At 34.1% G+C, this 23,784-nt stretch carries 20 protein-coding genes; 18 read left to right on the top strand and 2 right to left on the bottom strand.

Annotated features, from left to right (window positions below):
• Window positions 1-220 precede the first annotated feature (220 nt).
• The 6 genes from rlmF to H3T83_RS10665 all read left to right on the top strand — a co-directional run bounded on the left by rlmF (window position 221) and on the right by H3T83_RS10665 (window position 5,181).
• Window positions 221-1,198 carry a 23S rRNA (adenine(1618)-N(6))-methyltransferase RlmF gene (gene rlmF / locus H3T83_RS10690; RefSeq protein WP_198215741.1) on the top strand — a complete coding sequence of 326 codons (978 nt, stop codon included), beginning with the start codon at window positions 221-223 and terminating at the stop codon, window positions 1,196-1,198.
• Between the two features lie 232 nt (window positions 1,199-1,430).
• Window positions 1,431-2,786 carry a hypothetical protein gene (locus H3T83_RS10685; RefSeq protein WP_198215740.1) on the top strand — a complete coding sequence of 452 codons (1,356 nt, stop codon included), beginning with the start codon at window positions 1,431-1,433 and terminating at the stop codon, window positions 2,784-2,786.
• Window positions 2,783-2,962: a hypothetical protein gene (locus H3T83_RS10680; protein ID WP_198215739.1), complete on the top strand. Its 180-nt coding sequence runs from the start codon at window positions 2,783-2,785 to the stop codon at window positions 2,960-2,962. Before H3T83_RS10685 ends, H3T83_RS10680 begins: the two co-directional genes overlap by 4 nt.
• A gap of 32 nt (window positions 2,963-2,994) precedes the next feature.
• A complete protein-coding gene (locus tag H3T83_RS10675) occupies window positions 2,995-3,528 on the top strand; it encodes a hypothetical protein (protein ID WP_065613331.1) in 534 nt (177 codons plus the stop codon).
• Window positions 3,529-3,800: 272 nt separating this feature from the next.
• Window positions 3,801-4,589, top strand: coding sequence for a siderophore-interacting protein (locus tag H3T83_RS10670; protein WP_198215738.1), 789 nt, complete (start codon window positions 3,801-3,803; stop codon window positions 4,587-4,589).
• 16 nt (window positions 4,590-4,605) lie between these two features.
• Entirely contained in the window at window positions 4,606-5,181 is a 576-nt protein-coding gene (locus H3T83_RS10665) for an ACP phosphodiesterase (RefSeq protein WP_034901972.1), read from the top strand.
• A 78-nt stretch (window positions 5,182-5,259) separates the two neighbouring features.
• Here the strand turns inward: H3T83_RS10665 and H3T83_RS10660 are convergent, their stop codons facing one another.
• Entirely contained in the window at window positions 5,260-7,308 is a 2,049-nt protein-coding gene (locus H3T83_RS10660; RefSeq protein WP_198215737.1) for a 3-hydroxybutyrate oligomer hydrolase family protein, read from the bottom strand.
• Window positions 7,309-7,368: 60 nt separating this feature from the next.
• Window positions 7,369-8,271 (bottom strand): HTH-type transcriptional activator IlvY, encoded by a 903-nt coding sequence (gene ilvY, locus H3T83_RS10655; protein WP_034901974.1) that lies wholly within the window; start codon window positions 8,269-8,271, stop codon window positions 7,369-7,371.
• Window positions 8,272-8,470: 199 nt separating this feature from the next.
• Here ilvY and prfC point away from each other — a divergent pair, with 199 nt between their 5' ends.
• The 12 genes from prfC (at window position 8,471) to H3T83_RS10595 (ending at window position 23,728) form a co-directional block, all read left to right on the top strand.
• Entirely contained in the window at window positions 8,471-10,063 is a 1,593-nt protein-coding gene (prfC, locus tag H3T83_RS10650) for a peptide chain release factor 3 (protein ID WP_198215736.1), read from the top strand.
• Window positions 10,064-10,402: 339 nt separating this feature from the next.
• The gene (gene ptrA / locus H3T83_RS10645) at window positions 10,403-13,282 is read left to right on the top strand and encodes a pitrilysin (protein WP_198215735.1); all 2,880 of its coding nucleotides are present in this window, start codon (window positions 10,403-10,405) and stop codon (window positions 13,280-13,282) included.
• 100 nt (window positions 13,283-13,382) lie between these two features.
• Entirely contained in the window at window positions 13,383-14,255 is an 873-nt protein-coding gene (locus H3T83_RS10640; protein ID WP_065651838.1) for a helix-turn-helix domain-containing protein, read from the top strand.
• A 27-nt stretch (window positions 14,256-14,282) separates the two neighbouring features.
• Window positions 14,283-15,566, top strand: a complete 1,284-nt coding sequence (gene aroA / locus H3T83_RS10635) for a 3-phosphoshikimate 1-carboxyvinyltransferase (RefSeq protein ID WP_370528042.1) — start codon at window positions 14,283-14,285, stop codon at window positions 15,564-15,566.
• A 1-nt stretch (window position 15,567) separates the two neighbouring features.
• A complete protein-coding gene (cmk, locus tag H3T83_RS10630; RefSeq protein WP_198215733.1) occupies window positions 15,568-16,248 on the top strand; it encodes a (d)CMP kinase in 681 nt (226 codons plus the stop codon).
• Window positions 16,249-16,375: 127 nt separating this feature from the next.
• Complete coding sequence (rpsA, locus tag H3T83_RS10625; protein ID WP_034901981.1) at window positions 16,376-18,058, top strand: 30S ribosomal protein S1; 1,683 nt, start codon at window positions 16,376-16,378, stop codon at window positions 18,056-18,058.
• Window positions 18,059-18,157: 99 nt separating this feature from the next.
• Window positions 18,158-18,448: an integration host factor subunit beta gene (gene ihfB, locus H3T83_RS10620; RefSeq protein WP_034901983.1), complete on the top strand. Its 291-nt coding sequence runs from the start codon at window positions 18,158-18,160 to the stop codon at window positions 18,446-18,448.
• Window positions 18,449-18,674: 226 nt separating this feature from the next.
• The gene (locus tag H3T83_RS10615) at window positions 18,675-20,960 is read left to right on the top strand and encodes a DNA internalization-related competence protein ComEC/Rec2 (protein ID WP_198215732.1); all 2,286 of its coding nucleotides are present in this window, start codon (window positions 18,675-18,677) and stop codon (window positions 20,958-20,960) included.
• Window positions 20,961-21,050: 90 nt separating this feature from the next.
• The gene (lpxK, locus tag H3T83_RS10610) at window positions 21,051-22,064 is read left to right on the top strand and encodes a tetraacyldisaccharide 4'-kinase (protein WP_198215731.1); all 1,014 of its coding nucleotides are present in this window, start codon (window positions 21,051-21,053) and stop codon (window positions 22,062-22,064) included.
• Window positions 22,061-22,246, top strand: a complete 186-nt coding sequence (locus H3T83_RS10605; RefSeq protein ID WP_034903640.1) for a Trm112 family protein — start codon at window positions 22,061-22,063, stop codon at window positions 22,244-22,246. The genes lpxK and H3T83_RS10605 overlap by 4 nt, the downstream gene beginning before the upstream one ends.
• Window positions 22,247-22,267: 21 nt before the next feature.
• A complete protein-coding gene (kdsB, locus tag H3T83_RS10600; RefSeq protein ID WP_065651841.1) occupies window positions 22,268-23,032 on the top strand; it encodes a 3-deoxy-manno-octulosonate cytidylyltransferase in 765 nt (254 codons plus the stop codon).
• 3 nt (window positions 23,033-23,035) lie between these two features.
• Window positions 23,036-23,728, top strand: coding sequence for a DUF2461 domain-containing protein (locus H3T83_RS10595; RefSeq protein WP_034903634.1), 693 nt, complete (start codon window positions 23,036-23,038; stop codon window positions 23,726-23,728).
• Window positions 23,729-23,784 lie beyond the last annotated feature (56 nt).

The raw sequence follows: 23,784 nt of genomic DNA, 5'->3' as shown, positions 1-23,784 counted from the left end.
ATTTGGGTAGACGTTTCATTGCGTTATTATGTGAATTGAAAGTGGCAGATTATAACAAATCTACAGTTAATTTTCGAATTAGTTACACTTAAATAAAATTTAGTTTAACAGTAATAAAAAATTTGAGGAGAGGGGTTTTTTAACCTAAAAGCTTTGGCTATTTTCGCATATTTATGTAAAAAGGCTATAATAGCCGGCAATTTTTCATATCGGATTATTCATGCAGACAACATCGCCAATGATTAATAAAGATGTTTTACATCGACGTAATAAGCATATTAATGGTTACCCATTTGATTTACTTATTAAAACGTTACCAGCATTATCTAACTTTGTTAAACCTAACCAATATGGTCGGGTAACGATTGATTTTTCTAATCCTGTTGCTGTTAAGATGCTAAATAAAGCACTTTTATTGCACTATTATCGACTCTCTTATTGGGATATTCCAGACGATTACCTATGCCCTCCAATTCCAGGACGAGCAGATTATATCCACTATTTGGCTGATTTATTAGCTCAAGATAATCAGAATAAGATCCCAACAGGTAAGAGAATTAGCATGTTAGATATTGGGGTTGGTGCCAATGCCATTTATCCAATTATTGGTTGTGCTGAATATGATTGGTCATTTGTAGGTAGTGATATCAATCCAACATCAATCAAGGTTGCGTCGTTAATAGCAAAATCTAATGAATCATTAAAAAATAACCTACAATGTCGTTTACAACCGAACAGCGAGGCTATTTTTGCAAATATCATTAAGCCAAAAGAATTTTACTTGGCAACTTTATGCAATCCTCCTTTTCATAATTCAAAGCAACAGGCTCAAGCGAGTGCTCATACAAAACTACAAAAATTGGGTAAATTAAGTTCAGAAAAAGATCAAGTTGTGCTTAATTTTGGAGGACAACATGCTGAACTTTGGTGCAAAGGAGGAGAAAGTGCATTTATAGCCAAAATGATTGCCGAAAGTGTTAACTATAAAACACAATGTCTATGGTTTACTTCGTTAGTGTCGAAAAAAGAATCGCTGACAAGGATAAAACAACAATTAAAAAAAGCATCCGTAACTGAATACCAAATTATACCCATGGCTCAAGGTAAAAAAATTAGCCGTTTTGTTGCATGGACATTTTTCGATCGAGAACAACGACAAAAACAGGTCAAAAATTTTGAGGAAAGGCGAGAACTGTAATAAGAGTTTTTTAATTGTAAAATGAATAAATTGTCCATCAATGTAAAGTATTTCATTAACAAATTTTTACATAAAAAGTTATTACAAATCTAATATTTTACTTTACTATGTAACAGATGTATTTTTTTACATTCACCATTTAGAATAATATTATTTTTTTTATGATATTTAATGTATGTGTTTGAAAATTATATGTAAATTATAGCAAGGATTAGCGAAAATATGTTAAAATATGGTCTTAATCGGGCATCGGGCATCGGGCATCGGGCATCGGGCATCGGGCATCGGGCATCGGGCATCGGGCATCGGGCATCGGGCATATAAACACTTATCAATAAAAAATTTTAGTCAATTACGTATAAAGATACGTTATTCATATAAATCATCCAATTTAATTTATTCATTATATTTATTCTCCTTATTATTGAGCTTTAATATTAATGCTTTAACCGTTCAAACTGTTAACGTTATTCACGGGAATAACCCTGAAGTTATAAATACACAAATAGCTGCAGATAAACATGGTTTTATGGTAAACGGTGTATTTTATAGTGAATTTAGCGGTAATATCAAAGAAAACGAAATTAAAGAGTTTGATGCTAATTTAACTTTTAATCAATTTGCCATACAGCGATTTAATTATCAATCATTAGACAATCGAATGAATTATCAAGATCTAGACGGTGATGATATCGATCCTGTTCAACCATTTCTAACCACGGAAACCACTTGGCAATGGTTTGATGCTAATGGCAATAAAATTTCTACTAGCGATAAAAATAAGATAATTGGTTGTGGAAGTGGTTATCCAATGCCATTAATGTTAGAAATAACTAATCAAGTACAAACTTTCTCGCAATATGGTCAACCGAGAAAAAGTGATTTTGTAACAATAAAAAAGGTCTACAAAATTGCAGTAAAATCTGAATTGTGTTATGCCAAACCTTATGCGACAGAACTAGTGCCTGAATATCAATGGGATGGTATCAACCCAGATGATAGTTATAGTTGGAATGATCCTAATTTTACCCAAAGGGATCCAAAGAATGGCGGTGGTTATTCAAGTGATTATATCCCTAATATGGGCTATAAAGTTAATCCGACTGAGTCATCAGGGAGAAAATTTCCAACTACAGGATTTTCTGGGGCAAAATTTCAGCTAGTTATGACGGGGTCTCAAACGGATTATCAATTTAGTATTCCAGTTAATCCTGATAATAAGGTCAGTATAGATAGTAGGGGTTATATTACATTAAATGATAAACCTACAGGACCAGTTACTGTACGTGCAACACTGATTCGAAATAATAATGTCATCCATGAGTATACTTTTAATCCTACTGATATATGGGTTATTCCACATATTGGGCAGATCACTATTGAGCAAGCAGTGCAGATTTGTGGCGGTCGTAATAACATGCTATCTATAACAGAACTTTCAGATTCACCTCGAGCTTATGATTTTTATAACCTAACCTCTTTAGATCATCTTAGTAATAGTGCTACCAGACAAATCGGGAAATCTGTATTTGGTGAGTGGGGATGGGTTCTAAAGATGGTTATCCTGATTCAAACTGGCAAAAAATGAGCGTTGATGTAAGTTCATTTGTTGGAAATTATTGGGCTAAGGAAATTAATAAGGATAATCCTAGATTGGGATTTGTAGTTCATAGTCATGATGGTTTTGTCGGTCTACAACCATATGATTTTTTTGTTGGGCCAACATATCGTACTCACTATGCGAATGCTCTTTGTAGAAAATAAATTGGGTTATTACTTATTAGACAAGAATCATTATGAATATGTTACAAAAATTTTATCAACAAGATCAATTTAAAGGTATATTACTATTTAAAGAAGGTATGTTTTTGCGTGCTTATAATCAAGGCGCTTTTCTTTTAACTGAGCATTTAGGCTGTTGCCTAAATCTACGTTTTATGCAGTTTAAAAAATATCCTAATCGTCAGATTGTGGTGTGTGGTTTTCCCGAATCAAAGTTGACCGAGCGATTGCCAAAAGCGGTGAAAACCGTTTTTGGCGCTGAGCTTAGAATGGATTACGATACTGAACAATATCATCAGTGGTTAAAGCGACGTTGGCATGAAGAGAGAGTAGCGAACGAAATGTCAAAAGCCGACATCGAGCCGTTGAAAACGAGCAAGGCGTCGGCGTCGGAGCCAGCGGATATAGATAAAAAACTATACAAAATAGAATTAAAATTAAGTAAACAACAACTCATTTATTTAAAATATTGGCAAAGCGATAGCCATATAATCGATACAGATAAAGAGTTCATCAAAAATATAAAAAAACAATTATTCAAAACATGATCTAGTTATTTTCTGAAATTATTATTAAGTAGGTTATTTTTCGTATAATTTCAGATAAGTATGATATATAGGCACTATATATCAAATAGTTAGATTTATTAATAATTGGGTAATCCTCAAATTTTGAGGAAAGGGGTTTTTCAGTGACAGCTTAATAACGATATCGTTAATTAACTATAAATTAACTTATATTTTCATAGTCAAAATTAATAGTATTAGCTATTTTTTGTTGTATGATGTTTTTGTTATATCAGCAATATAAGGATCATCATATGCAAGAGAAGCCAAGAAAAGCAATTATTAATGCGTTATTAACAGTTATTAAAGTTGAACAGTTATCTCATAGTTTTTTACGTTTGCATTTTAGCTGTGATAAGCCGTTGATGGTCAACCCTAATTGGATTTGTCCTCATTTAAAATTACTCTTTGCTGATCCTTTGACTAATGAAATTACTTTTCCGCAATTAGACGAAAATAATAAAATCATGGTAAGTGATCGAATTCGCCAATTAGCGCGTAGTTATAGCATTCGTGGTTATGATGAATCCACCAATCAGTTAATCATTGATTTTGCTATTCATTCTCATGGATTAGCGACGTGTTGGGCTCAAAAGGCTAAAGTAGGCGATCAAGTTGGTATTGTTGGTACCGCAGGTAAATTAGAATTTGATAATCAATTTTTAGTTTTGATGGGCGATATTTCTGCAGTGCCAACTATATGTTATACCGTAGAAAATTTGCCTAGTTCTCAAAAAGCATTAGCTTTTATTGAAGTTAATCACAAAACGGATATTGTTGAGCTCCCAATCAACAAAAATGTAACAGTTCAATGGTTCGTTAAGGATGTAAATGCTCCTAATCAATTAATTGAAGCTGTAATGAACATTGATTTGAGTGATCAAGAAAATATATTGTTTTGGGGAGGAATGGAAAGATCATTAGCACAACAATTACGCCATTCAATCAAAGATAAATATCTTAATTTAGAACCTAATGCTATTCAGATCACCAGCTATTGGCGAGAAGGATTTGCTGAAGGCGAATTTAAACATCGTGATTGATTATTGGTAGAACGTTGTGAATATTCTTGCGCATTTACATTTAGCAACAATTGCCAATAGCTCGTTAATTGGCAATACAGTTGCTGATTTTGTAAAAGGTGATCCTTATCAGCAGTATCCGACAGAGATAGCTGATGGCATTATGTTGCATCGAAAAGTTGATAACCTTACTGATAGTTTTCCCTCTGTTAAACAAGCAAAAATGTTATTTAGAAATAGTCATCAACGTGTTGCTCCAATTACGCTTGATATTGTTTGGGATCATTTTTTATCAAAGTATTGGCATGATTTTGGTTCAAGTCAAACTTTATCGTCATTTAATATTATGACTAAAAGGCATATTCAGCCATATATTATTGATTATCCTAAAAATTACCAATCTTTTATGAATGCAATGTGGCGAGAATCTTGGCTAGAAAATTACGCTTCAATCGATTTTATTGCGAAAGTATTAAAAGGTATGGCACAGCGAAGACCAAAGCTTTATTTATTGCAAGAAACTATTATTGATATCAAGCAAAATTATAATGCATTAGAAATACTTTTTTTTGATTTATACCCGAAAATATGTACATTTGTAAAATCGGCATAAGTTAATGAGACAATGGTTATCGTATAATTTAGTTATATAAACTCATTCGATAACCATTAAAAAAATCAAATAGTTTTATTAAGGTAAAGCGATTTTTTTATCTTCCAATATTATTAAGTTATTGATATCTGGTTTTTGAGTTATTGGTACTAAGTTTTCAATTGTCGCTTGCGGAGCTTGACCAATGCTGCCTCCTCTTGGCTTAGTACGAATTATCTGGCTTTCAGGTAATGTCGTATTGTTAGTTAGATTAGCCCATAACCACTCAATGGCATCTTCACCGTAATAATCAATAGCCAATAATGTATTATCAAATGGTGATTTGCCGTCGAGATAACTAGCATTTTCAACTTCGATATAACGTAGTTGTGATTCTTTTCCTTCTACTGCACTATTTAAAGCAACATAAGGGCGAGATGTATGATCTATTAACTGTTTGACATTATTTTGTCCATGTACAATAAACGTTTTAATTTTATTTAAATTTCCGGTTGCTTGTACTTGTTTGAGTCCATCAATAACTCGTTTCTCGGTTATTTTTTCTCGTAAACAAATTGCTCCTTTAATACCATAATCTATTTGATTTTCGGTTTCAGAACTTGAATACCATGCTCGTCTTGGTGAAACGATATCTTTATTTACAACAAGATCAATAGCGGTAACATCTTTATCTGCCCAAATAGGTAAATGGCCATTAGATAGTGACCATATTTCAGAGAAGTTTACTTCTTTTAACGGCATTACTTCGCCAAAATTATAGAGTCGATCTTGTTGAGTGCTGGCCACAGAATAATCGCACATGTTTTCTGTAACATCAAAACGACCATATGAACTGATATATTGATACGGAAAGGCAATAGACTCTTTATAATAAAAATAGGGTAACTGGATCTCCATCTCTGGTCGCCAACCATAATCATGTAATTTGTCTAGGGCTTCTTTAGGTGTTCCTGTAGTTAATAATTTAGCTTTTTTTAGTGCATCACAGCGATTTTGTGAATAAAGATATTTTAACGCATAAGGAACATAATTGTCTGACTTATTAGGCTCAATTGCCGGGATGGCACAAGGAATATAAAGTGCTGCTAAGGTAGCATAATCAGGAATTGAATTATATTTTAAACTTCTAGAACTAGTTTTATTTTGGATTGAAAGTGAGGTAATATCTGGGTTTGGTTGTATTTGTGGATTAACCGCAACAATACCATCAATGATACCATTTTTATCTAATTCACCAGCCTTCAAAGCTGCACTAGCACCATCCTCAGCACCATAGATTAATATCAACGTATTATCCGCGTTAAAATCGCGAGTGTTTGTGGCTGAAAATCTATCATTTATTTCATAAAGTGCAAATTCAATAGAATTTAAAATATATTTGCCCCAATTATGTTCAGGATTTTGTTTTGAATGTAACTGTTTAACGGCATATCTATTTGGATTATTTTCGATAAAAATTTCTCTATTTTTAATCTTAGGATTAAATAATAGATTATCTTTTGCAATTTTTCCTTCTATAGTGAAACCTTGCTGATTTGTAATATCGTAAATACCATTCCCCAATCCTTTATCGTTATAAACTACTGCACAATTGTGTTTTAGTCCCCAAAGCCCACGAATTTGCATATCTTTGGCGTTATATAAACCGTCATAATTGCTAGCAGGAACGGCCACTATACATGGTTTTTTCTTATCAAAATCAACGGGAATTTGTAATAGAATACCGACATTTTCTTCTTTAAGTGTCGCTAAAATTTCGCTACCGGCTATTTTCCCGTCGAACAATGGTGATAAGTTTTTCTGTTTAAAGCCAAATAATTGACCCTCTCCAGTTTTTGTATCAATAAAACGATTTAGTTTGGCTCGACGAAGCTCCTGCGTCGTGGGATTAGCTGGATCAGCAAATTTGAATTTTTGTATCATTGATGATAAAGGTGTAAAGCCAATGCCGGCTGTGACCAGATCGTCGCTATCGCCATCATAGTAGTTTGAACTGTGAATAGTAATCCATTGTAGTTTTGGTTTGTAGAGATTGTTTTGCTCGGTATAGCCTATATTCGGAATTGTAACTAGTGGTAAAAATAGTAATGATATTAAAGTTTTTTTATTTCTGATTATTAAGGTCATTACAGTAGCTTCCCATTTTTTAATTAGTTTAGTTTTCCATTTTATGATTGATTATATAATTTATTCATTAGACGGTAAATTTTGCTTCCCAAGAGCCCAAAACGCCGAAATAATTTTTTCTGATAATCGTCTTTTTTGAACGCATATACCGACATCAAATGGTTGCATTAAATTGGTTGACCATTCAGTAATTCGCTCGCGTACTCTTTCTGGGCTGTTTTCCATTACCACTTTTGGCAATAATGCCACACCGCATCCTAAAGCAACCATAGATACAATTGCCTCATGTCCTGCAACTGTTGCATAAATTCTAGGACAAGTTATTTTTTGTTGTTTGAACCACAAATCAATTCTTTGTCGGCTAGGACCATGTTCTGGCAAAATGAAAGGAATGTTATGCCAATCCGGCGTTTTTTGATGTAATTTATCACTAAATGAGCTATTGAGTTTAGGAATTAATAAGACCATTTCAATCTCACCTAATTTTATAAATTCAACACCAGCCGGTAATTGTTTAGGTTTGCCTGCAATGGCAAGATCAGCCTGATTAGATTGAATTTTTTCAACTGCATCAGCAGCATCGCCAGTAGATAGTTTAATTTCAACTAGTGGATAATGCATGCGGAAGCGATCTAATATATCAGGTAAATGACTATAGGCAGCCGTTACTGAGCAAAATAATGTTAATTCTCCGACCAATTGTTGAGTAGATTGATCTAACTCGTGCTTTAATTGTTGATGTAGATTTACAACTTGTAGAGCAAATCGTTTAACTTTTTCGCCTTCATGAGTAATTTGAACTTGTCGATTGTCGCGAATAAATAATTGATGGCCAAATTGTTCCTCAAGGCGTTGGATTTGCCTTGAAAGTGTGGATGGGCTAACATGCATTGCATCAGCGCTCATACTAAAATGACATGTCTCACACAAATGTAAAAACAATTTTAGATCACGAATATTCATATTAATGGTTATTCTCAGATATTTCTAATATTAAACACTATTACCAAATAGTGATTATATCATCATCAGTATTAAATGCCGCTATTATGCATAGATATATCAATAAGGCAAATAGCAAAATAGTCTTCTTCAATGGCAATATAGATGTAGACCTGTTAGAATACGCCATTATTTTTGCTTAGCTAAATTGATAAATTTTATGACAGAACAAGCTTATTTAGACGAAGTTAAGGCTCGTCGTACTTTTGCTATTATCTCTCACCCGGATGCGGGTAAAACGACTATCACCGAAAAAGTATTGTTGTTTGGACAAGCGATTCAAACTGCGGGTACGGTTAAAGGGCGTGGTGCAAATGCTCAGCACGCTAAATCAGATTGGATGGAAATGGAAAAACAGCGTGGTATTTCCATCACCACATCGGTCATGCAATTTCCTTATAATGATTGTTTAGTTAACTTACTTGATACTCCTGGGCATGAGGACTTCTCTGAAGATACTTATCGAACATTAACGGCTGTTGATAGCTGTTTAATGGTTATTGATGCGGCAAAAGGTGTCGAAGATAGAACACGTAAATTGATGGAAGTCACACGTTTACGTAATACGCCAATTTTGACTTTTATGAATAAACTTGATCGTGATATACGAGACCCGATGGAGTTGCTTGATGAAGTTGAAAACGAACTTAACATCATGTGCGCACCAATTACCTGGCCAATTGGTTGTGGTAAATTATTTAAAGGCGTCTATCATTTAGCGAAAGATGAGACTTATCTTTATCAAACAGGTAAAGGTCATACTATTCAGGAAGTTCGTATTATCAAAGGTTTAGATAATCCAGATCTCGATAACACAATTGGTGACGATTTAGCACAGCAACTTCGTGATGAGCTTGAATTAGTACAAGGTGCATCAAATGAGTTTGACCTGGAAGCATTTTTATCTGGTGATTTAACCCCAGTATTTTTTGGTACAGCGCTTGGGAATTTTGGTGTTGATCATATGCTTGATGGTTTGACAGCTTGGGCTCCGACGCCTCAACCTCGCCAGACCGATAAACGTGAAGTTGCCGCTACTGAAGAAAAATTTACTGGTTTTGTATTTAAGATCCAAGCCAACATGGATCCTAAACATCGTGACCGAGTTGCTTTTATGCGTATTGTATCGGGTAAATACGAGAAAGGCATGAAGTTGCGTCATGTTCGTATCGCAAAAGATGTGAACATTTCTGATGCGTTAACCTTTATGGCTGGTGATCGAGATCATGTTGAACAAGCTTATGCTGGTGATATTATTGGTTTACATAATCATGGCACTATACAGATTGGTGATACTTTCACTCAGGGTGAAGATCTTAAATTTACCGGTATACCTAATTTTGCCCCTGAGCTGTTTCGTCGTATTCGTTTAAAAGATCCTCTTAAACAGAAACAATTATTAAAAGGTTTAGTTCAGCTTTCAGAAGAAAGTGCTGTACAAGTATTCCGTCCAATTGCCAACAATGATTTAATTGTTGGAGCGGTAGGGGTGTTGCAATTTGACGTAGTTGTTGCGCGTTTAAAATCTGAATACAACGTAGAAGCGATTTATGAGCCAGTAAATGTAACAACAGCTCGTTGGGTTGAATGTAGTGATGCTAAGAAACTTGATGATTTTAAACGAAAATGTGAGCAAAATTTGGCACTAGATGGTGGTGATAATCTATCTTATATTGCGCCGAGTATGGTTAATCTAAATCTAACACAAGAACGTTATCCAGATGTTGAATTTAGAAAAACACGTGAGCATTAATTGATTACTTGGTAATTAAGATTAACAATGAAAACACCATTAATGATCTAATTAATGAGGAAGGGCTATTTTTTGGCCCTTTTTATTTATTAATTTATTGTATTTTTAATACGATAATGTTAGTTTAACCATATCTTTTAGATAATTGCTTTTTTCATGCGAACTCGGTTATCGCTATATTGCTCTCTTCTATTAATAAAGCTGTAATTAATCATACCTTCTATATACCTTTATATTCTTGAATTTTGACTGTAATTTTGTATTCCAAATAATAAATTATTCTTTTTCATTTATATTTATATTTCGATTATACTGTCTTTTAAATTAGGCGAGAATTCTATGAATAATATGAAAACTAAAACACTATTTGTTACTGCATTAACCGTTTTTACATTTAATAGTTCATTTGCAATTGAGAATAAGCATGAACATTCTGTGTTATCAAATAAAGTTCAGCAAAGCGAACGAGATGATCGTCAATATGAAGTCATTGAACTTGATAATAAAATGCGAGTTTTATTAGTTTCAGATCCAAAAGCGACTAAATCTCTTGGTTCTATAGCTTTGCCTGTTGGTTCGTTATATGATCCAGTGCTTCAACAAGGTTTAGCTCATTACACAGAGCATATGGTGCTAATGGGATCGAAAAAGTATCCTCAACCGTCAAGTTTTACAGAATTTTTGGCGCGACATGCTGGTAACTATAACGCGTCTACTAGCGGTAATCGCACCGCATTTTTCTTTGAAGTTGAAAATGGTGTAATTAATACTGCATTAGATTATTTAGCTGATGCGATTGCTGAGCCAATTTTTGATCCTAAATTTGCAGATAAAGAGCGAAATGCCGTCAATGCAGAAATGACGATGTATCGCTCAAGTGATGGTTTTCGTATTCAGCAAGTTGATTCTGAAACAATTAACCCCAATCACCCGGCATCACAATTTTCGGGAGGAAATTTAGAAACTTTAAGTGATAAAGACAATAGTAAATTACAAGATGAACTAGTCAACTTTCATGATAAATACTATTCAGCTAATATTATGGTGGGGGTTATTTACAGTAATCAATCCATTGAAAAATTGGAAACTTTAGCTGAATCTACTTACGGTCAAATTCCTAATAAAAATATAGTCGTTCCGCCAATTACCAAACCAGCGATTACTCAGGAGTTTACTGGTAAAGAAATTACCATGATACCTGCTCAACCTAGAAAAATGTTGTCCCTAAAATTTCCGATTGAAAATGATATCGATAAATTTACTGATAAAACCAATGAGTACCTTATCTATTTAATTAGTAATAATGGTAAAAATACCTTAGCTGATCAGCTACAAAAACAAGGTTTGATTGAAGCTATTCAAGCAACTTGTGATAGTAAATATTATGGTAATAGTGGAACATTTAATATTAATGTCATTTTAACTGATGAAGGTTTGGCGCAAAAAGACAAGGTGATTGCAGCTATATTCAATTACTTACAATTAATTGAAAAACAGGGCGTTTCAGAAGCTTATTATGATGAGATAAAAAAAGTTTTTGCTTTATCTTTTAAGTATAAAGATGTTAACCGTGATATGTCTTATGTCGAATGGTTATCAGATCAGATGCTACTTTATCCGGTTAAAAATGTATTAGATGCGGATTATGTTGCGGAACATTTGAATAAAGAAGCTATCATCAATCGAATCAAAAGTTTTACTCCTGACAATGCTAGAGTGTGGTTGATTGCCCCAAATCAAACTACCGATAAAACTGCATATTTTCTCAATGCGCCTTATAAAGTAGATAATATCAGTGATGAATTAAAAACAACGTGGACTAATTTAGCTAAAGATTTTTCGTTTAGTTTGCCGGAATTAAATCCTTATATCCCAGATAATTTTAATATAATTCGTCAAAATAGCGATCAAATTCAACCAGCTACATTTAGTAAACGTGGGAATCATATTCATTTTGTTAGTCGTCATTTTAATAATGATCCTAAGGCTGTGATTGCTGTTTCTTTACGTAATAATCAGGCTTTTAAAGACGCAAAAACGTCGATTGCTTTTGAGTTACTTGATTACATCGTTAGTCGTGATTTAACGCAATTACAATTTCAAGCAGGTAATGCCGGAATGTCATTATCCACTGGTCCTGATAATGGTTTAATGATAACTGCTGCTGGTTTTAATCAACATTTACCAGAAATGGTATTGGCTATTCTTAATAGCTATCGTCAAGTGGCTATTGATGAACAAAGTTTAGCATTAGCTAAATCATGGTATCTGCAACGACTTGATGGGGCAGATCATTTTGAAAGTATTCGATTAGCGTCAGAGCCAGTTCTTGCATTATCTAAGTTGCCACACTATTTTGAACGAGATGAAAGACGACAAATTACAAATACTATCACTATTAGTGATGTTGAAGCTTATCGTGATAACTTGATGACCCAATCTATACCTTATATGATTAGTTTAGGTAATATTTCAAATGAAGATTCTTTGGATCTTTATCATGCAGTGCAAAAGACATTAAAACGCGATGTTGAATTTACTCCTTTGGATGATATAGCAATTAAAACTTCGTTTACAGCGAGAATCACTCAACAAGCGAAAAGTACCGATAGCGCGTTGTTAATGACTTATTTCCCAACTAATTATGATCCGACTAAAAGTCAAGTGGTTGGCTATACATTAACTAGTATTATGTCACCATGGTTTTTTGATCAATTGCGGAGTCATGAACAATTGGGTTATCTTGTAGGTATTTTTCCATTTTTCATCGGTGAATCAGTCGGGCTGGGTTTTGCTGTGCAAACTAATCAGTGGGATCCTGCTTATCTATTACAACGTTATCAAGCTTTTTACCCAACAATGTTAAATAAATTAGATGCGTTAACTGATAAGGATATTGAAGAGTATAAAAGAAGCATCATTGATGAACAGACAATGCCGCCGCAATCATTAGATGAAGAGTTTGAACGTTTAATTTCAGATTATCGTTTATCACGTTTCCAATTTGATTCGCGTGATAAAAAAATAGAACTTCTTAAGAAAATCACTAAACAAGATTTAATTGATTTTTATAAAAGTACTGTTATTGACCAAAAAGGTTTAGTAATAGCATCACAAGTGATAGGAAAAACGGAAAAAGGAGAAAAAGAACCTGAAGCTATCACTGACTATACTGAATTTAAAAATGCATCATCATTACAAAATGAATTATTAAAATAAAAGACTCAAACACGCATTTAATCTGAAATATCATTACATTAAATTGGCATTGTACCTACCATATGGTACACTGCCAAAATCCCAATAGTTTGAGTGTATTATGATTACTGGATCGATTGATTATTGTGCTATCGGACAGCGGTTGCGGGCTTACCGTATCGCTGCTTCTCTCAGAGCTGAAGATGTTGCAGAAAGTCTTAAAATTTCTAGAGCTGCGGTTTACCGTTTAGAAAAAGGCGAAATTGTTAAAATAGAAACACTTGAACGGTTAGCCTCATTATTAGATACTTCATTTGCTAGTTTGCTAGGTATTGATACCGAATACTATTCTAGCGGTGATGGTTTTTTTGAACGTATGCGTCAATTAGAAGAACAATCAACGCACATCTATTCTCATTTTGATCCTTTTTCTTTTCTATTAACTTCACCCGATTACCTTTCCCATTTAGGTATGATGTTAAATGAGTCGAGTGAATCCATTGCCGCGCAACGATATGCAACATCATTATCGATTTTAAATGAGCGTAAGACACAATTTTATCAATCTATACCTAAAGTGATTAATCTAATCAGTTTACGTAATGTTGAGCGATTTTTGCATATTGGTTTGGTTGGTAATTTAACCATTTCCCCAGGTAAAAAGTCTGAAAGAATGTTGTTGGCTCGTAAAGAAATTTATCATTTGATCAAATTGATAGAAGACCAAGCTTATGCACCAACAATTGCGATTACAGAACAAGCTATCCCATCCATCGCTTTTCAAATATTTTATCAAAATGAAGAGGCATTAGCATTGGCAATGAGTCCTTTCCGATTAGGTGAACTACCTAATATAACCACAGGGATTGCCTCAATAACATCTTCAGAAGATGCAATTAAGCGTTATCGCCACTTATTTGATAAGCTGTGGCAAAATAGCGCAAAAGATCATAAAGCAATTGATCTATTAAAAACCACCTTAGAAAATTTTTAAAGAATATTAAAATTACTAAAGAGAGTCATTATGTTATCTTTGACATTACAACCGATAAAAAAATTTAGTGGTACTATTAATTTACCAGGTTCTAAAAGTGTATCAAATCGTGCACTATTATTATCTGCACTTAGTCAAGGCAAAACAAGATTAACTAATTTACTTGATAGTGATGATGTTCGCTATATGCTTGACGCTTTAAAAGCGTTGAATATCAAATATCATCTGTCAGATGACCGAACAATTTGTGATATAGAAGGGGTTGGCGGTAAATTACATTCTGCTCATCCATTAGAATTATTTTTAGGAAATGCAGGGACAGCTATGCGTCCTTTAGCAGCAGCACTTTGTTTAGCCGATAATAATATTGTATTAACAGGTGAACCTCGTATGAAAGAGCGTCCAATTGGTCATTTGGTCGATGCATTACGTCAAGGTGGCGCTAAAATTGATTATCTTGAAAATAAAGGTTATCCGCCGCTTCATATCCATGGTGGTTTTACTGGAGGTAAGATTGCTGTAAATGGCTCGGTATCAAGTCAATTCTTAACTGCACTATTGATGGCAGCCCCTTTAGCTAGCAATGATACTGAAATTACTATTATTGGCGATCTAGTTTCTAAACCATATATTGATATTACAATAAAAATGATGGCAATATTTGGTGTATCGGTTATCAATAATCAATATCAGACATTTGTCATTAAAGCTAATCAAACTTATCAATCTCCTGGTAGCTATTTGGTAGAAGGTGATGCCTCTTCAGCATCTTATTTCTTAGCGGCAGCAGCAATTAAAGGCGGCACTGTTCGTGTTACTGGAGTTGGTAAAAAAAGTTTACAAGGTGATACTCAATTTGCTCATGTGCTGGAAAAAATGGGTGCCAAAATAACTTGGGCTGATGATTATATTGAGTGTTCTCGCGGGGAATTAAATGGTGTGGATATGGATATGAACCATATCCCTGATGCAGCGATGACAATTGCAACAACTGCACTCTTTGCTGATGGAACAACGACAATTCGAAATATTTACAATTGGCGAGTAAAAGAGACCGATCGCTTATCGGCTATGGCTAACGAATTGCGTAAAGTTGGTGCTACTGTTGAAGAAGGAGAGGATTATATTTCTATAACTCCTCCTGCAAAACTCAACCATGCAGAAATCAAAACTTATAATGATCATCGTATGGCTATGTGTTTCTCATTAGTTGCACTTTCTGATACGCCGGTAACTATTTTAGATCCGAAGTGTACAATGAAAACATTCCCTGATTATTTTGAACAATTTAAACGATTAAGTGAAATATAACATGACAAAAAATATTCCTGTTATTGCTGTTGATGGGCCAAGTGGTGTAGGTAAGGGTACATTATGTCAAGCGTTAGCAAATCACTTCAACTGGCATCTTTTGGATTCAGGTGCTATCTATCGAGTGTTAGCGCTAGCAGCGTTAAAGAAAAATATTGCTTTAGATGATATTAATCAGCTAACTCAGCTCGCATTGAATTTGCCGTTAACATTTGATAGCAGTCATGATGATGTCAAAGTATTGTTGGCTGGGGTTGATGTTTCAAAAGAGATTCGTACCGAACAAACTGGTGGAGCAGCTTCAAAAGTAGCTGCAATAAATGAAGTAAGAACAGCTTTATTACAGCGTCAACGTGATTTTCGACAATTGCCTGGATTAATTGCCGATGGCCGTGATATGGGTACAGTCGTGTTTAGCGATGCTCCCGTTAAAATATTTCTTGATGCTAGCGCTCAATCAAGAGCAGAAAGAAGAATGAAACAGTTGCAAGATAAGCAAATTCATGCTAAATTCCCCGAAATTTTGCAGGAGATAACTGCGCGTGATGAGCGAGATCGAAATCGAGCGGTTGCGCCCTTAAAGCCTGCAGTTGACGCATTAATAATTGATACCACATCTCTCTCTATCGAAGATGTTTTTAATCAAGCTATTATGTATATAAAAGAAAAACTTGCGCTATAAGTTTATATTGTAAGTAAACTTATTGTGTGAACGAAGCTCCATTATAAGGATATAAGTGGAGTAACATAAACAACCCCACAAGACAGGATGTAATGTGGACGTTAATATTAATTTAAGTATATAAAATATGACTGAATCTTTTGCTCAACTCTTTGAAGAGTCTTTAAATCAACTAGACACTCGTTCTGGTAATATGATCCGTGGTACTGTCGTTGCAATCGACAAAGATGTTGTTTTAGTTGATGCTGGTTTAAAATCTGAATCAGCAATTCCAGTAGAGCAGTTTAAAAATGCCCAAGGTGAATTAGAAGTTCAAGTTGGCGACGTTGTTGACGTTGTTCTTGATTCTATTGAAGATGGCTTTGGCGAAACAATCTTATCTCGTGAAAAAGCTAAACGTCATGAAGCGTGGCTAACATTAGAAAAAGCAGTTGAAGATGCTGCAACAGTTTTAGGTGTTATCAATGGTAAAGTTAAAGGTGGCTTTACGGTTGATCTTAATGGCGTTCGTGCGTTCCTACCAGGTTCGCTTGTTGATGTTCGTCCATTACGCGATACTTCTCATATTGAAAATAGAGAGATCGAATTAAAAGTTATTAAATTAGATCAAAAACGCAACAATGTAGTTGTTTCACGTCGTGCAGTAATTGAATCTGAAAATAGCGCAGAAAGAGAACAACTTCTTGAAAACCTACAAGAAGGTTCTGAAGTTAAAGGTATTATCAAAAATCTTACTGATTACGGTGCATTCGTTGATCTTGGTGGGGTTGATGGTTTACTACATATCACTGATATGGCTTGGAAACGTGTTAAACACCCAAGTGAAGTGGTTGAAGTTGGTCAAGAACTACTTGTTAAAGTTCTTAAATTCGATAAAGACCGTTCACGTGTTTCTCTTGGCTTAAAACAATTAGGCGAAGATCCTTGGGTTTCAATTGCTAAACGTTACCCAGAAGGTACTAAAGTAACAGGTAAAGTAACTAACTTAACTGATTACGGTTGTTTCGTTGAAATCGAAACTGGTGTTGAAGGTTTAGTACACGTTTCTGAAATGGATTGGACTAACAAAAACATTCATCCATCTAAGGTAGTTAGCTTAGGTGATGAAGTTGAAGTTGTAGTTCTTGAAATTGATGAAGAACGTCGTCGTATTTCTCTTGGTCTTAAACAATGTAAACCAAATCCATGGTTACAATTTGCTGAATCACACAATAAAGGTGATAAAGTTAGCGGTAAGATCAAATCAATTACTGATTTCGGTATCTTCATCGGCTTAGATGGTGGTATTGATGGTCTAGTACATCTTTCTGATATTTCTTGGAATATGCCAGGTGAAGAAGCTGTTAAAGCTTATAAGAAAGGTGACGATATTGAAGCTGTTGTTCTACAAGTTGATGCTGACCGTGAACGTATCTCATTAGGTATCAAACAACTTGAAGACGATCCATTCAGCAGCTTTGCATCTAACTTCAAAAAAGGCGCAATTGTTAAAGGTAAAGTTACTGCAGTTGATGCTAAGGGTGCAACAGTTGAAATCGCTGACGGTATCGAAGGTTACTTAAAAGCACAAGATATTGCTCGTGAACGTGTTGAAGATGCAACTACTGCATTAAATGTTGGTGATGAAGTAGAAGCGAAAATTGTAAATATCGATCGTAAAACTCGTGCAATTTCACTATCTGTACGTGCTAAAGATGAAGCTGATGAAAAAGAAGCATTAGCAGCTGTAAATAATACTGCAACTCAAGAAGATGCATCATTTACTAACGCAATGGCTGAAGCATTTAAAGCAGCATCAAAAACTGAGTAAAAAATATTTATTCAAAGAGTAAAGAGGGCTTGCCCTCTTTTTCTTTTGTGGTATAAAATGAATAAAATATATACCACATAAAATAAATTAGGAGTGACCATGAACAGATCCGATTTAGCAGAAAGAATAGTCAACTGGCGGGCACACCTTCCTGTGCAACTTGTTGATGATGCTGTTAGAGACATTATTGAACAAATTGCTTTAGCGATGGAAAGTAATGATCGCGTTGAAATACGCGGTTTTGGTAGTTTTAGTCTTAACTACCGTGCACCACGTAAAGCTAGAAACCCTAGAACAGGAGGAAATGTTGAGGTTAAACACAAATATATTCCTCACTTTAAACCTGGGAAAGAGTTACGTGAACGTGTAAATAATGCAGCTAAAGCATAATTTCAATCCAATTAATAAAATAGCCTTTGAGTAGAATCAAAGGCTTTTTTATTTGTTAATTAGATGAATGATTCTCAATAGAAACAGAAATAGTAATCTTTAAACTGGGATGTAGCTCTAAAATTAAAGATAAAATAATTCGTAGAAAGTTCGAACATATTAGATTGATTATTTAAACAATAATAATATGTAGAAATTGATGCGGCACTACGGTTCAATAGATTTAATGGCAATTGTATTTATCTTAGGATGTGTGCCATTAATGTTTTTGCCATCATTGCCATCTGAAACGATTTGGTTTGTTTTGGCTGGAGTATTCATTGTTATTATTTTAGTATGGCCGATACGGCGTCATTACTATCTTTGTTTGATTGCTGTGTTTATATTAAGCTTTCTCTGGTCTACAGCAAATGCAAAACAATACTTAAGTCTAATTGAACCATATATTGACCAGACATTAGTCGTTACTGCAAAAGTTGAAACTATTAATACTCAAATTCACTCCCAAAAACAAACCAATCCATATTATGCAGAATTTTCCATTTTAAAAATTTCAGATCAGATTTTATCATCACCAGTACCTGTAATTATTTATTGGCAACAATCAGATTTAATTAAAGCAGGGCAAATTTGGCAATTAACCATAAAAACTAAAGTGACGCATAGTTATTTAAATGAAGGCTCATTTGATAAACAACGTTTTGCGATTGCTAATCATACTTTGCTAAAAGCTAAAGTTATTAAATCAGTTTTACTCGAAAAAAAGTTTAATATTCGACAAAGTATTGCTGATAAATGTTTAGCTTATATTAATTTGTTTAGTTATCGAGGAATTTTATTAGCATTAGGATTTGGTGACCGTTCACAGATTTCTGATCATAATCGTTTAACTATGATGCAAACCGGTGTTGCTCATTTAATGGCAATTTCAGGAATGCATATTCTGTTAGTATTCTATATTAGTTATTTTTTGCTAAAAGGATTAGTGTTTTTTTTACCTCAACGCTATAGCCCTTTATTGTTACCCATATTAATTGGTTGGTTAATGACGTTATGTTATACATGGTTGATTGGTTTTAATCCTCCAGCATTACGTGCTATTTTAGCTTTATCAATTTGGATATATTTGCGCTATAAAAATAATCACATTAGCGCATGGCAGAAAATTAACCGTATTATAGCGTTATTATTAATTTTTGACCCACTAATGATACTATCTGAAAGTTTTTGGATGTCCTGTTATGCTGTGGTTAGCTTGATTTTTTTATTTGAATGGTTGCCACTAGCCAGCACGTTAAAAAATAAAAAACGATGGTATTTTATTAGATTATTACATTTACAATTTGGTTTAACATTATTATTGCTTCCTATCCAATTATTTATTTTTCATGGTATAAGTGTTGTTGCATTGTTAACTAACTTAATTGCAATTCCCATTGTTTCGTTAATCACCTTTCCTGCGATTTTATTGGCATTATTTTTTAGTTTAATGGACTGTTTTTATCTTGCTTTATGGTTATGGTTTGTTGCGCAAACTTCACTAGAATGGCTTTTTTATTGCTTAGAATATTTAAATATTTTATGGCTAAATATACCGGCGGATTTTTATTTGTTTAGTGGTATTGGTTGGATAACTATAATCATTATTCGGATAGAATTTTGGCGTCGATTTAGCTTTACTATTGTGATTATTATAATAATGTTATTTTCACCAATTTATAAACAACCCGATTATCTATGGAGAGTTGATATGTTGGATGTTGGACATGGATTGGCGATTGTGATTCACAATGGTAAATCAGCTATTTTGTATGATACTGGCGCAAAATGGGAAGATAGTTCAGCTGCAGAGCAAGTAATTATCCCTTTTTTACAATGGCATAATCTGAACGTTGAAGGAATTATTATTAGCCATAGTCATAATGATCATATCGGTGGCTTAAGCTATTTACAACAACGTTATCCTAATGCATGGTTAATGAGTTCATCTACTAGTTTGAGTAATGATTATAACTGTTTAGCTGATCATAATTTTTATTGGAAACATTTACGCTTTAATGTGTTATGGCCGACCCAATTAGTGAGCGATCCTAATAACGGCGATTCATGTGTAATACAAATTACTGATGGTCAATTTTCAGTGTTATTGACTGGCGATTTAGAACGTAAACAAGAATATGATTTAGTGGTTAAATATAAACGCAGTCTACACTCAACCATTCTACAAACTCCTCATCATGGTAGTACTACTTCATCAAGTTATCCATTCTTAAATTATGTTAATCCCTCTAATGCGCTAACTTCAACATCACGTTATAACCCATGGCGATTGCCTTCAAATAAGATAACTAATCGTTATAAAGCGCTAAATATTAATTATTATATTACAGGCAAGGAAGGGCAGATTAGTCTATTTTTTTATCCAACATCATGGCAACAGAAAACGATGCGACAAGATATCAATCCAAGATGGTATCATGATTGGTTTGGTAGTTTATCATTTTATGAGTAAAATAGAATTATTGTTAATATGGTGTACAAATTATATATTCATTCACTATATAAAAATAAAATTATTGGAACTAGCGAGCATAATAAAGTTATGATTGAGAAATTATGGTATGGTAAAAATAAATCATTTTGGTTGTTGTTGCCATTTTCATTATTGTATGGATGTATTAGCTTTATTCGTCGTCAATTATACAAGTTTGGTATATTCAAAGCATGGCAATCTCCAATTCCCATTATTGTCATTGGTAATTTATCAGCAGGAGGTAATGGTAAAACGCCTCTGGCAATTAGTTTAATTGAAGCTTTAAAGGCTAAAGGTCTGAAGGTTGGATTAGTCTCTCGTGGTTATGGTGGAAAATCCGACCATTATCCATTAATTTTAGATGAAAATACTACCACTGCGCAGGCTGGTGACGAACCAATTTTAATTTATCAAAGAACTCAAGTACCAATTGCGGTCGCACCTAAGCGAGTCGAGGCAGTTAAAGAATTATTAAAATCATATCAATTGGATGTTGTTTTAACTGATGATGGTTTACAGCATTATGCATTAGCTCGTGATATTGAGATCGTAGTCGTTGATGGTAAGAGACTATTCGGAAACGGTTGGTGGATCCCAGCTGGCCCGATGAGAGAGCGAATAAATCGGTTGAAATCAGTAGACTTAATTATGATAAATGGTGACAGTTTAGGCGATATATCAAATCAGTATCCAGATAAAACTTATACTATGCAACTAACCCCTAGTTACGCGGTAAATCTACTGACTAATGAAAAAAGCCAGTTATCGGCATTACATCATATTTGTGCTATTGCTGGTATTAGTAATCCAAAGCGATTCTTCGATATGTTAATTAAAATGAATGCAGATTTGTTACATACTGAATCTTTTGCCGATCATCAAAATTTTAGCTTGCCATTATTAGAGAAAGTTGCTGCAAGTAATCAAACACTTTTAATGACCGAAAAAGATGCAGTGAAATGTCGACAATTTGCATTACCTAATTGGTGGTATTTACCAATTGATGCTACGATACCCGATCAGGCTATTGAAAAGATTTACTCACTATTTGTAGAAAGAAAATTACAAAGAGAAAAAAAATGAAACAACTGTTATTAAGTGCTATTGCTTGTCCTAAATGCCATGGACAATTAGAATACGATAAGCAACACCAACAATTAGTTTGCCAAAATGATAGGTTAGTTTACTCAATAAAAGAAGGGATACCGGTATTATTAGCAAGCGAAGCAAATTCATTAAATCAATCTAATTGTGATAAAGAATAATTAAAGTTTTGAGGTAATTTTATGAGTTTTACAGTAATTATTCCTGCTAGATATGCTTCCAGCCGTTTACCGGGAAAACCCCTTGCTGATATCCATGGCAAACCGATGATAATTCGAGTGATGGAACAAGCACAAAAATCATCGGCTAGTCGAGTCATCATTGCGACTGATAACCAACAAGTTTTTGATGTAGTGCAAAGCTATGGTGGTGAAGTCGTTTTAACGAGTGATAAGCATAACTCAGGAACTGAACGTTTAGCTGAAGTCATTAATACATTTCAACTGGCTGACGATGAAGTTATTGTAAACGTTCAAGGTGATGAACCATTAATTCCACCGATTATTATTGATCAAGTTGCTGATAATTTAGTGAATTATAAAACCGGCATGGCAACTTTAGCTGTACCGATTGATTCTGTTGAAGAAGCATTTAATCCAGGTGCTGTAAAAGTGGTTATGGATAAAGATGGTTATGCACTCTATTTTTCACGGGCGACTATTCCGTGGGAGCGTGATCGTTTTGCTAAATTGAGTGAACAACATCAACTTGATTCGATTGGTGATTTTTACCTACGTCACATTGGTATTTATGCATATCGTGCGGGTTTTATTCGTCAATATATTCAATGGGCACCTTCTGCTTTAGAACAGATAGAAATGTTAGAACAATTAAGAGTTCTTTGGTATGGTGAGAAAATACATGTAGCGGTGGCCAAACAAGCTCCAGCTATTGGGGTTGATACCCAAGAGGACTTAGATAAAGTTAGAGCATTATATCAGGAGTAATATATGGCAAATTTTACTGGCTTTACTCAAGAAGGGTTAAATTTTTTACAAGATGCTTGGATTAACAATAGTAGAGTTTGGTTTGAAGAGCATAGATCAATTTATGACAATGATTTGATCAAACCTTTTCGATTATTGGTTGAGCAACTAACACCAACCATGCTTAAAATTGATGAATGGTTTGAAACGCGTCCAGCTATAGGTAAAACAATTTCACGAATTCATCGTGATACGCGATTTTCTAAAGATAAGTCATTATACCGTAGTCGTTTATGGTTGACGTTTAAACGCCCTAATCGTGATTGGAAAGAAGCTCCAGCCTATTTTTTTGAAATTGGTCCAGATAGCTATAGATATGGTTTAGGTTATTATTGTGCTTCAAAAACTACTATGGATATCTTTAGAGAAGAAATATTAAATGACCCTTCTAAATTTTTGGCGGTAGTTAATTGTGTTAAAAAACCATTTGAATTAGTAGGGGAAATGTATAAAAGACCATTAATCAAAGATCAAGATGAAAAATTATCGACATGGTACAATCGAAAGAATATTGCTGTAATGGTAACCAATAATCATATTGAAGATGTCCTAAATGGTGATTTACCGAATAAACTTGCTAAAGGTTTTAAACAGCTTTTACCTCTATATGATTATTTGATGCGAGTAGAAATGATAAAAAATATCCCAAATCTTTAGTTAACCAATACGGTAGTTAACCAATACGGTAAAAATTCGTAATAAAAAAATAGCCT

Origin of the sequence: Gilliamella sp. M0320 (assembly GCF_016101635.1) — a bacterium.
Classification (GTDB): domain Bacteria; phylum Pseudomonadota; class Gammaproteobacteria; order Enterobacterales; family Orbaceae; genus Gilliamella; species Gilliamella apis.
This window is presented reverse-complemented; position numbering and strand designations above follow the sequence as displayed.

What these genes read in the sequence shown, in the direction of transcription:
- rlmF (WP_198215741.1), top strand. Translation starts at nt 221, where the DNA reads ATGCAGACAACATCGCCAATGATTAATAAAGATGTTTTACATCGACGT.
- H3T83_RS10685 (WP_198215740.1), top strand. Translation starts at nt 1,431, where the DNA reads ATGGTCTTAATCGGGCATCGGGCATCGGGCATCGGGCATCGGGCATCG.
- H3T83_RS10680 (WP_198215739.1), top strand. Translation starts at nt 2,783, where the DNA reads ATGAGCGTTGATGTAAGTTCATTTGTTGGAAATTATTGGGCTAAGGAA.
- H3T83_RS10675 (WP_065613331.1), top strand. Translation starts at nt 2,995, where the DNA reads ATGAATATGTTACAAAAATTTTATCAACAAGATCAATTTAAAGGTATA.
- H3T83_RS10670 (WP_198215738.1), top strand. Translation starts at nt 3,801, where the DNA reads ATGCAAGAGAAGCCAAGAAAAGCAATTATTAATGCGTTATTAACAGTT.
- H3T83_RS10660 (WP_198215737.1), bottom strand. Translation starts at nt 7,308, where the DNA reads ATGACCTTAATAATCAGAAATAAAAAAACTTTAATATCATTACTATTT.
- ilvY (WP_034901974.1), bottom strand. Translation starts at nt 8,271, where the DNA reads ATGAATATTCGTGATCTAAAATTGTTTTTACATTTGTGTGAGACATGT.
- prfC (WP_198215736.1), top strand. Translation starts at nt 8,471, where the DNA reads ATGACAGAACAAGCTTATTTAGACGAAGTTAAGGCTCGTCGTACTTTT.
- ptrA (WP_198215735.1), top strand. Translation starts at nt 10,403, where the DNA reads ATGAATAATATGAAAACTAAAACACTATTTGTTACTGCATTAACCGTT.
- H3T83_RS10640 (WP_065651838.1), top strand. Translation starts at nt 13,383, where the DNA reads ATGATTACTGGATCGATTGATTATTGTGCTATCGGACAGCGGTTGCGG.
- cmk (WP_198215733.1), top strand. Translation starts at nt 15,568, where the DNA reads ATGACAAAAAATATTCCTGTTATTGCTGTTGATGGGCCAAGTGGTGTA.
- rpsA (WP_034901981.1), top strand. Translation starts at nt 16,376, where the DNA reads ATGACTGAATCTTTTGCTCAACTCTTTGAAGAGTCTTTAAATCAACTA.
- ihfB (WP_034901983.1), top strand. Translation starts at nt 18,158, where the DNA reads ATGAACAGATCCGATTTAGCAGAAAGAATAGTCAACTGGCGGGCACAC.
- H3T83_RS10615 (WP_198215732.1), top strand. Translation starts at nt 18,675, where the DNA reads ATGGCAATTGTATTTATCTTAGGATGTGTGCCATTAATGTTTTTGCCA.
- lpxK (WP_198215731.1), top strand. Translation starts at nt 21,051, where the DNA reads ATGATTGAGAAATTATGGTATGGTAAAAATAAATCATTTTGGTTGTTG.
- H3T83_RS10605 (WP_034903640.1), top strand. Translation starts at nt 22,061, where the DNA reads ATGAAACAACTGTTATTAAGTGCTATTGCTTGTCCTAAATGCCATGGA.
- kdsB (WP_065651841.1), top strand. Translation starts at nt 22,268, where the DNA reads ATGAGTTTTACAGTAATTATTCCTGCTAGATATGCTTCCAGCCGTTTA.
- H3T83_RS10595 (WP_034903634.1), top strand. Translation starts at nt 23,036, where the DNA reads ATGGCAAATTTTACTGGCTTTACTCAAGAAGGGTTAAATTTTTTACAA.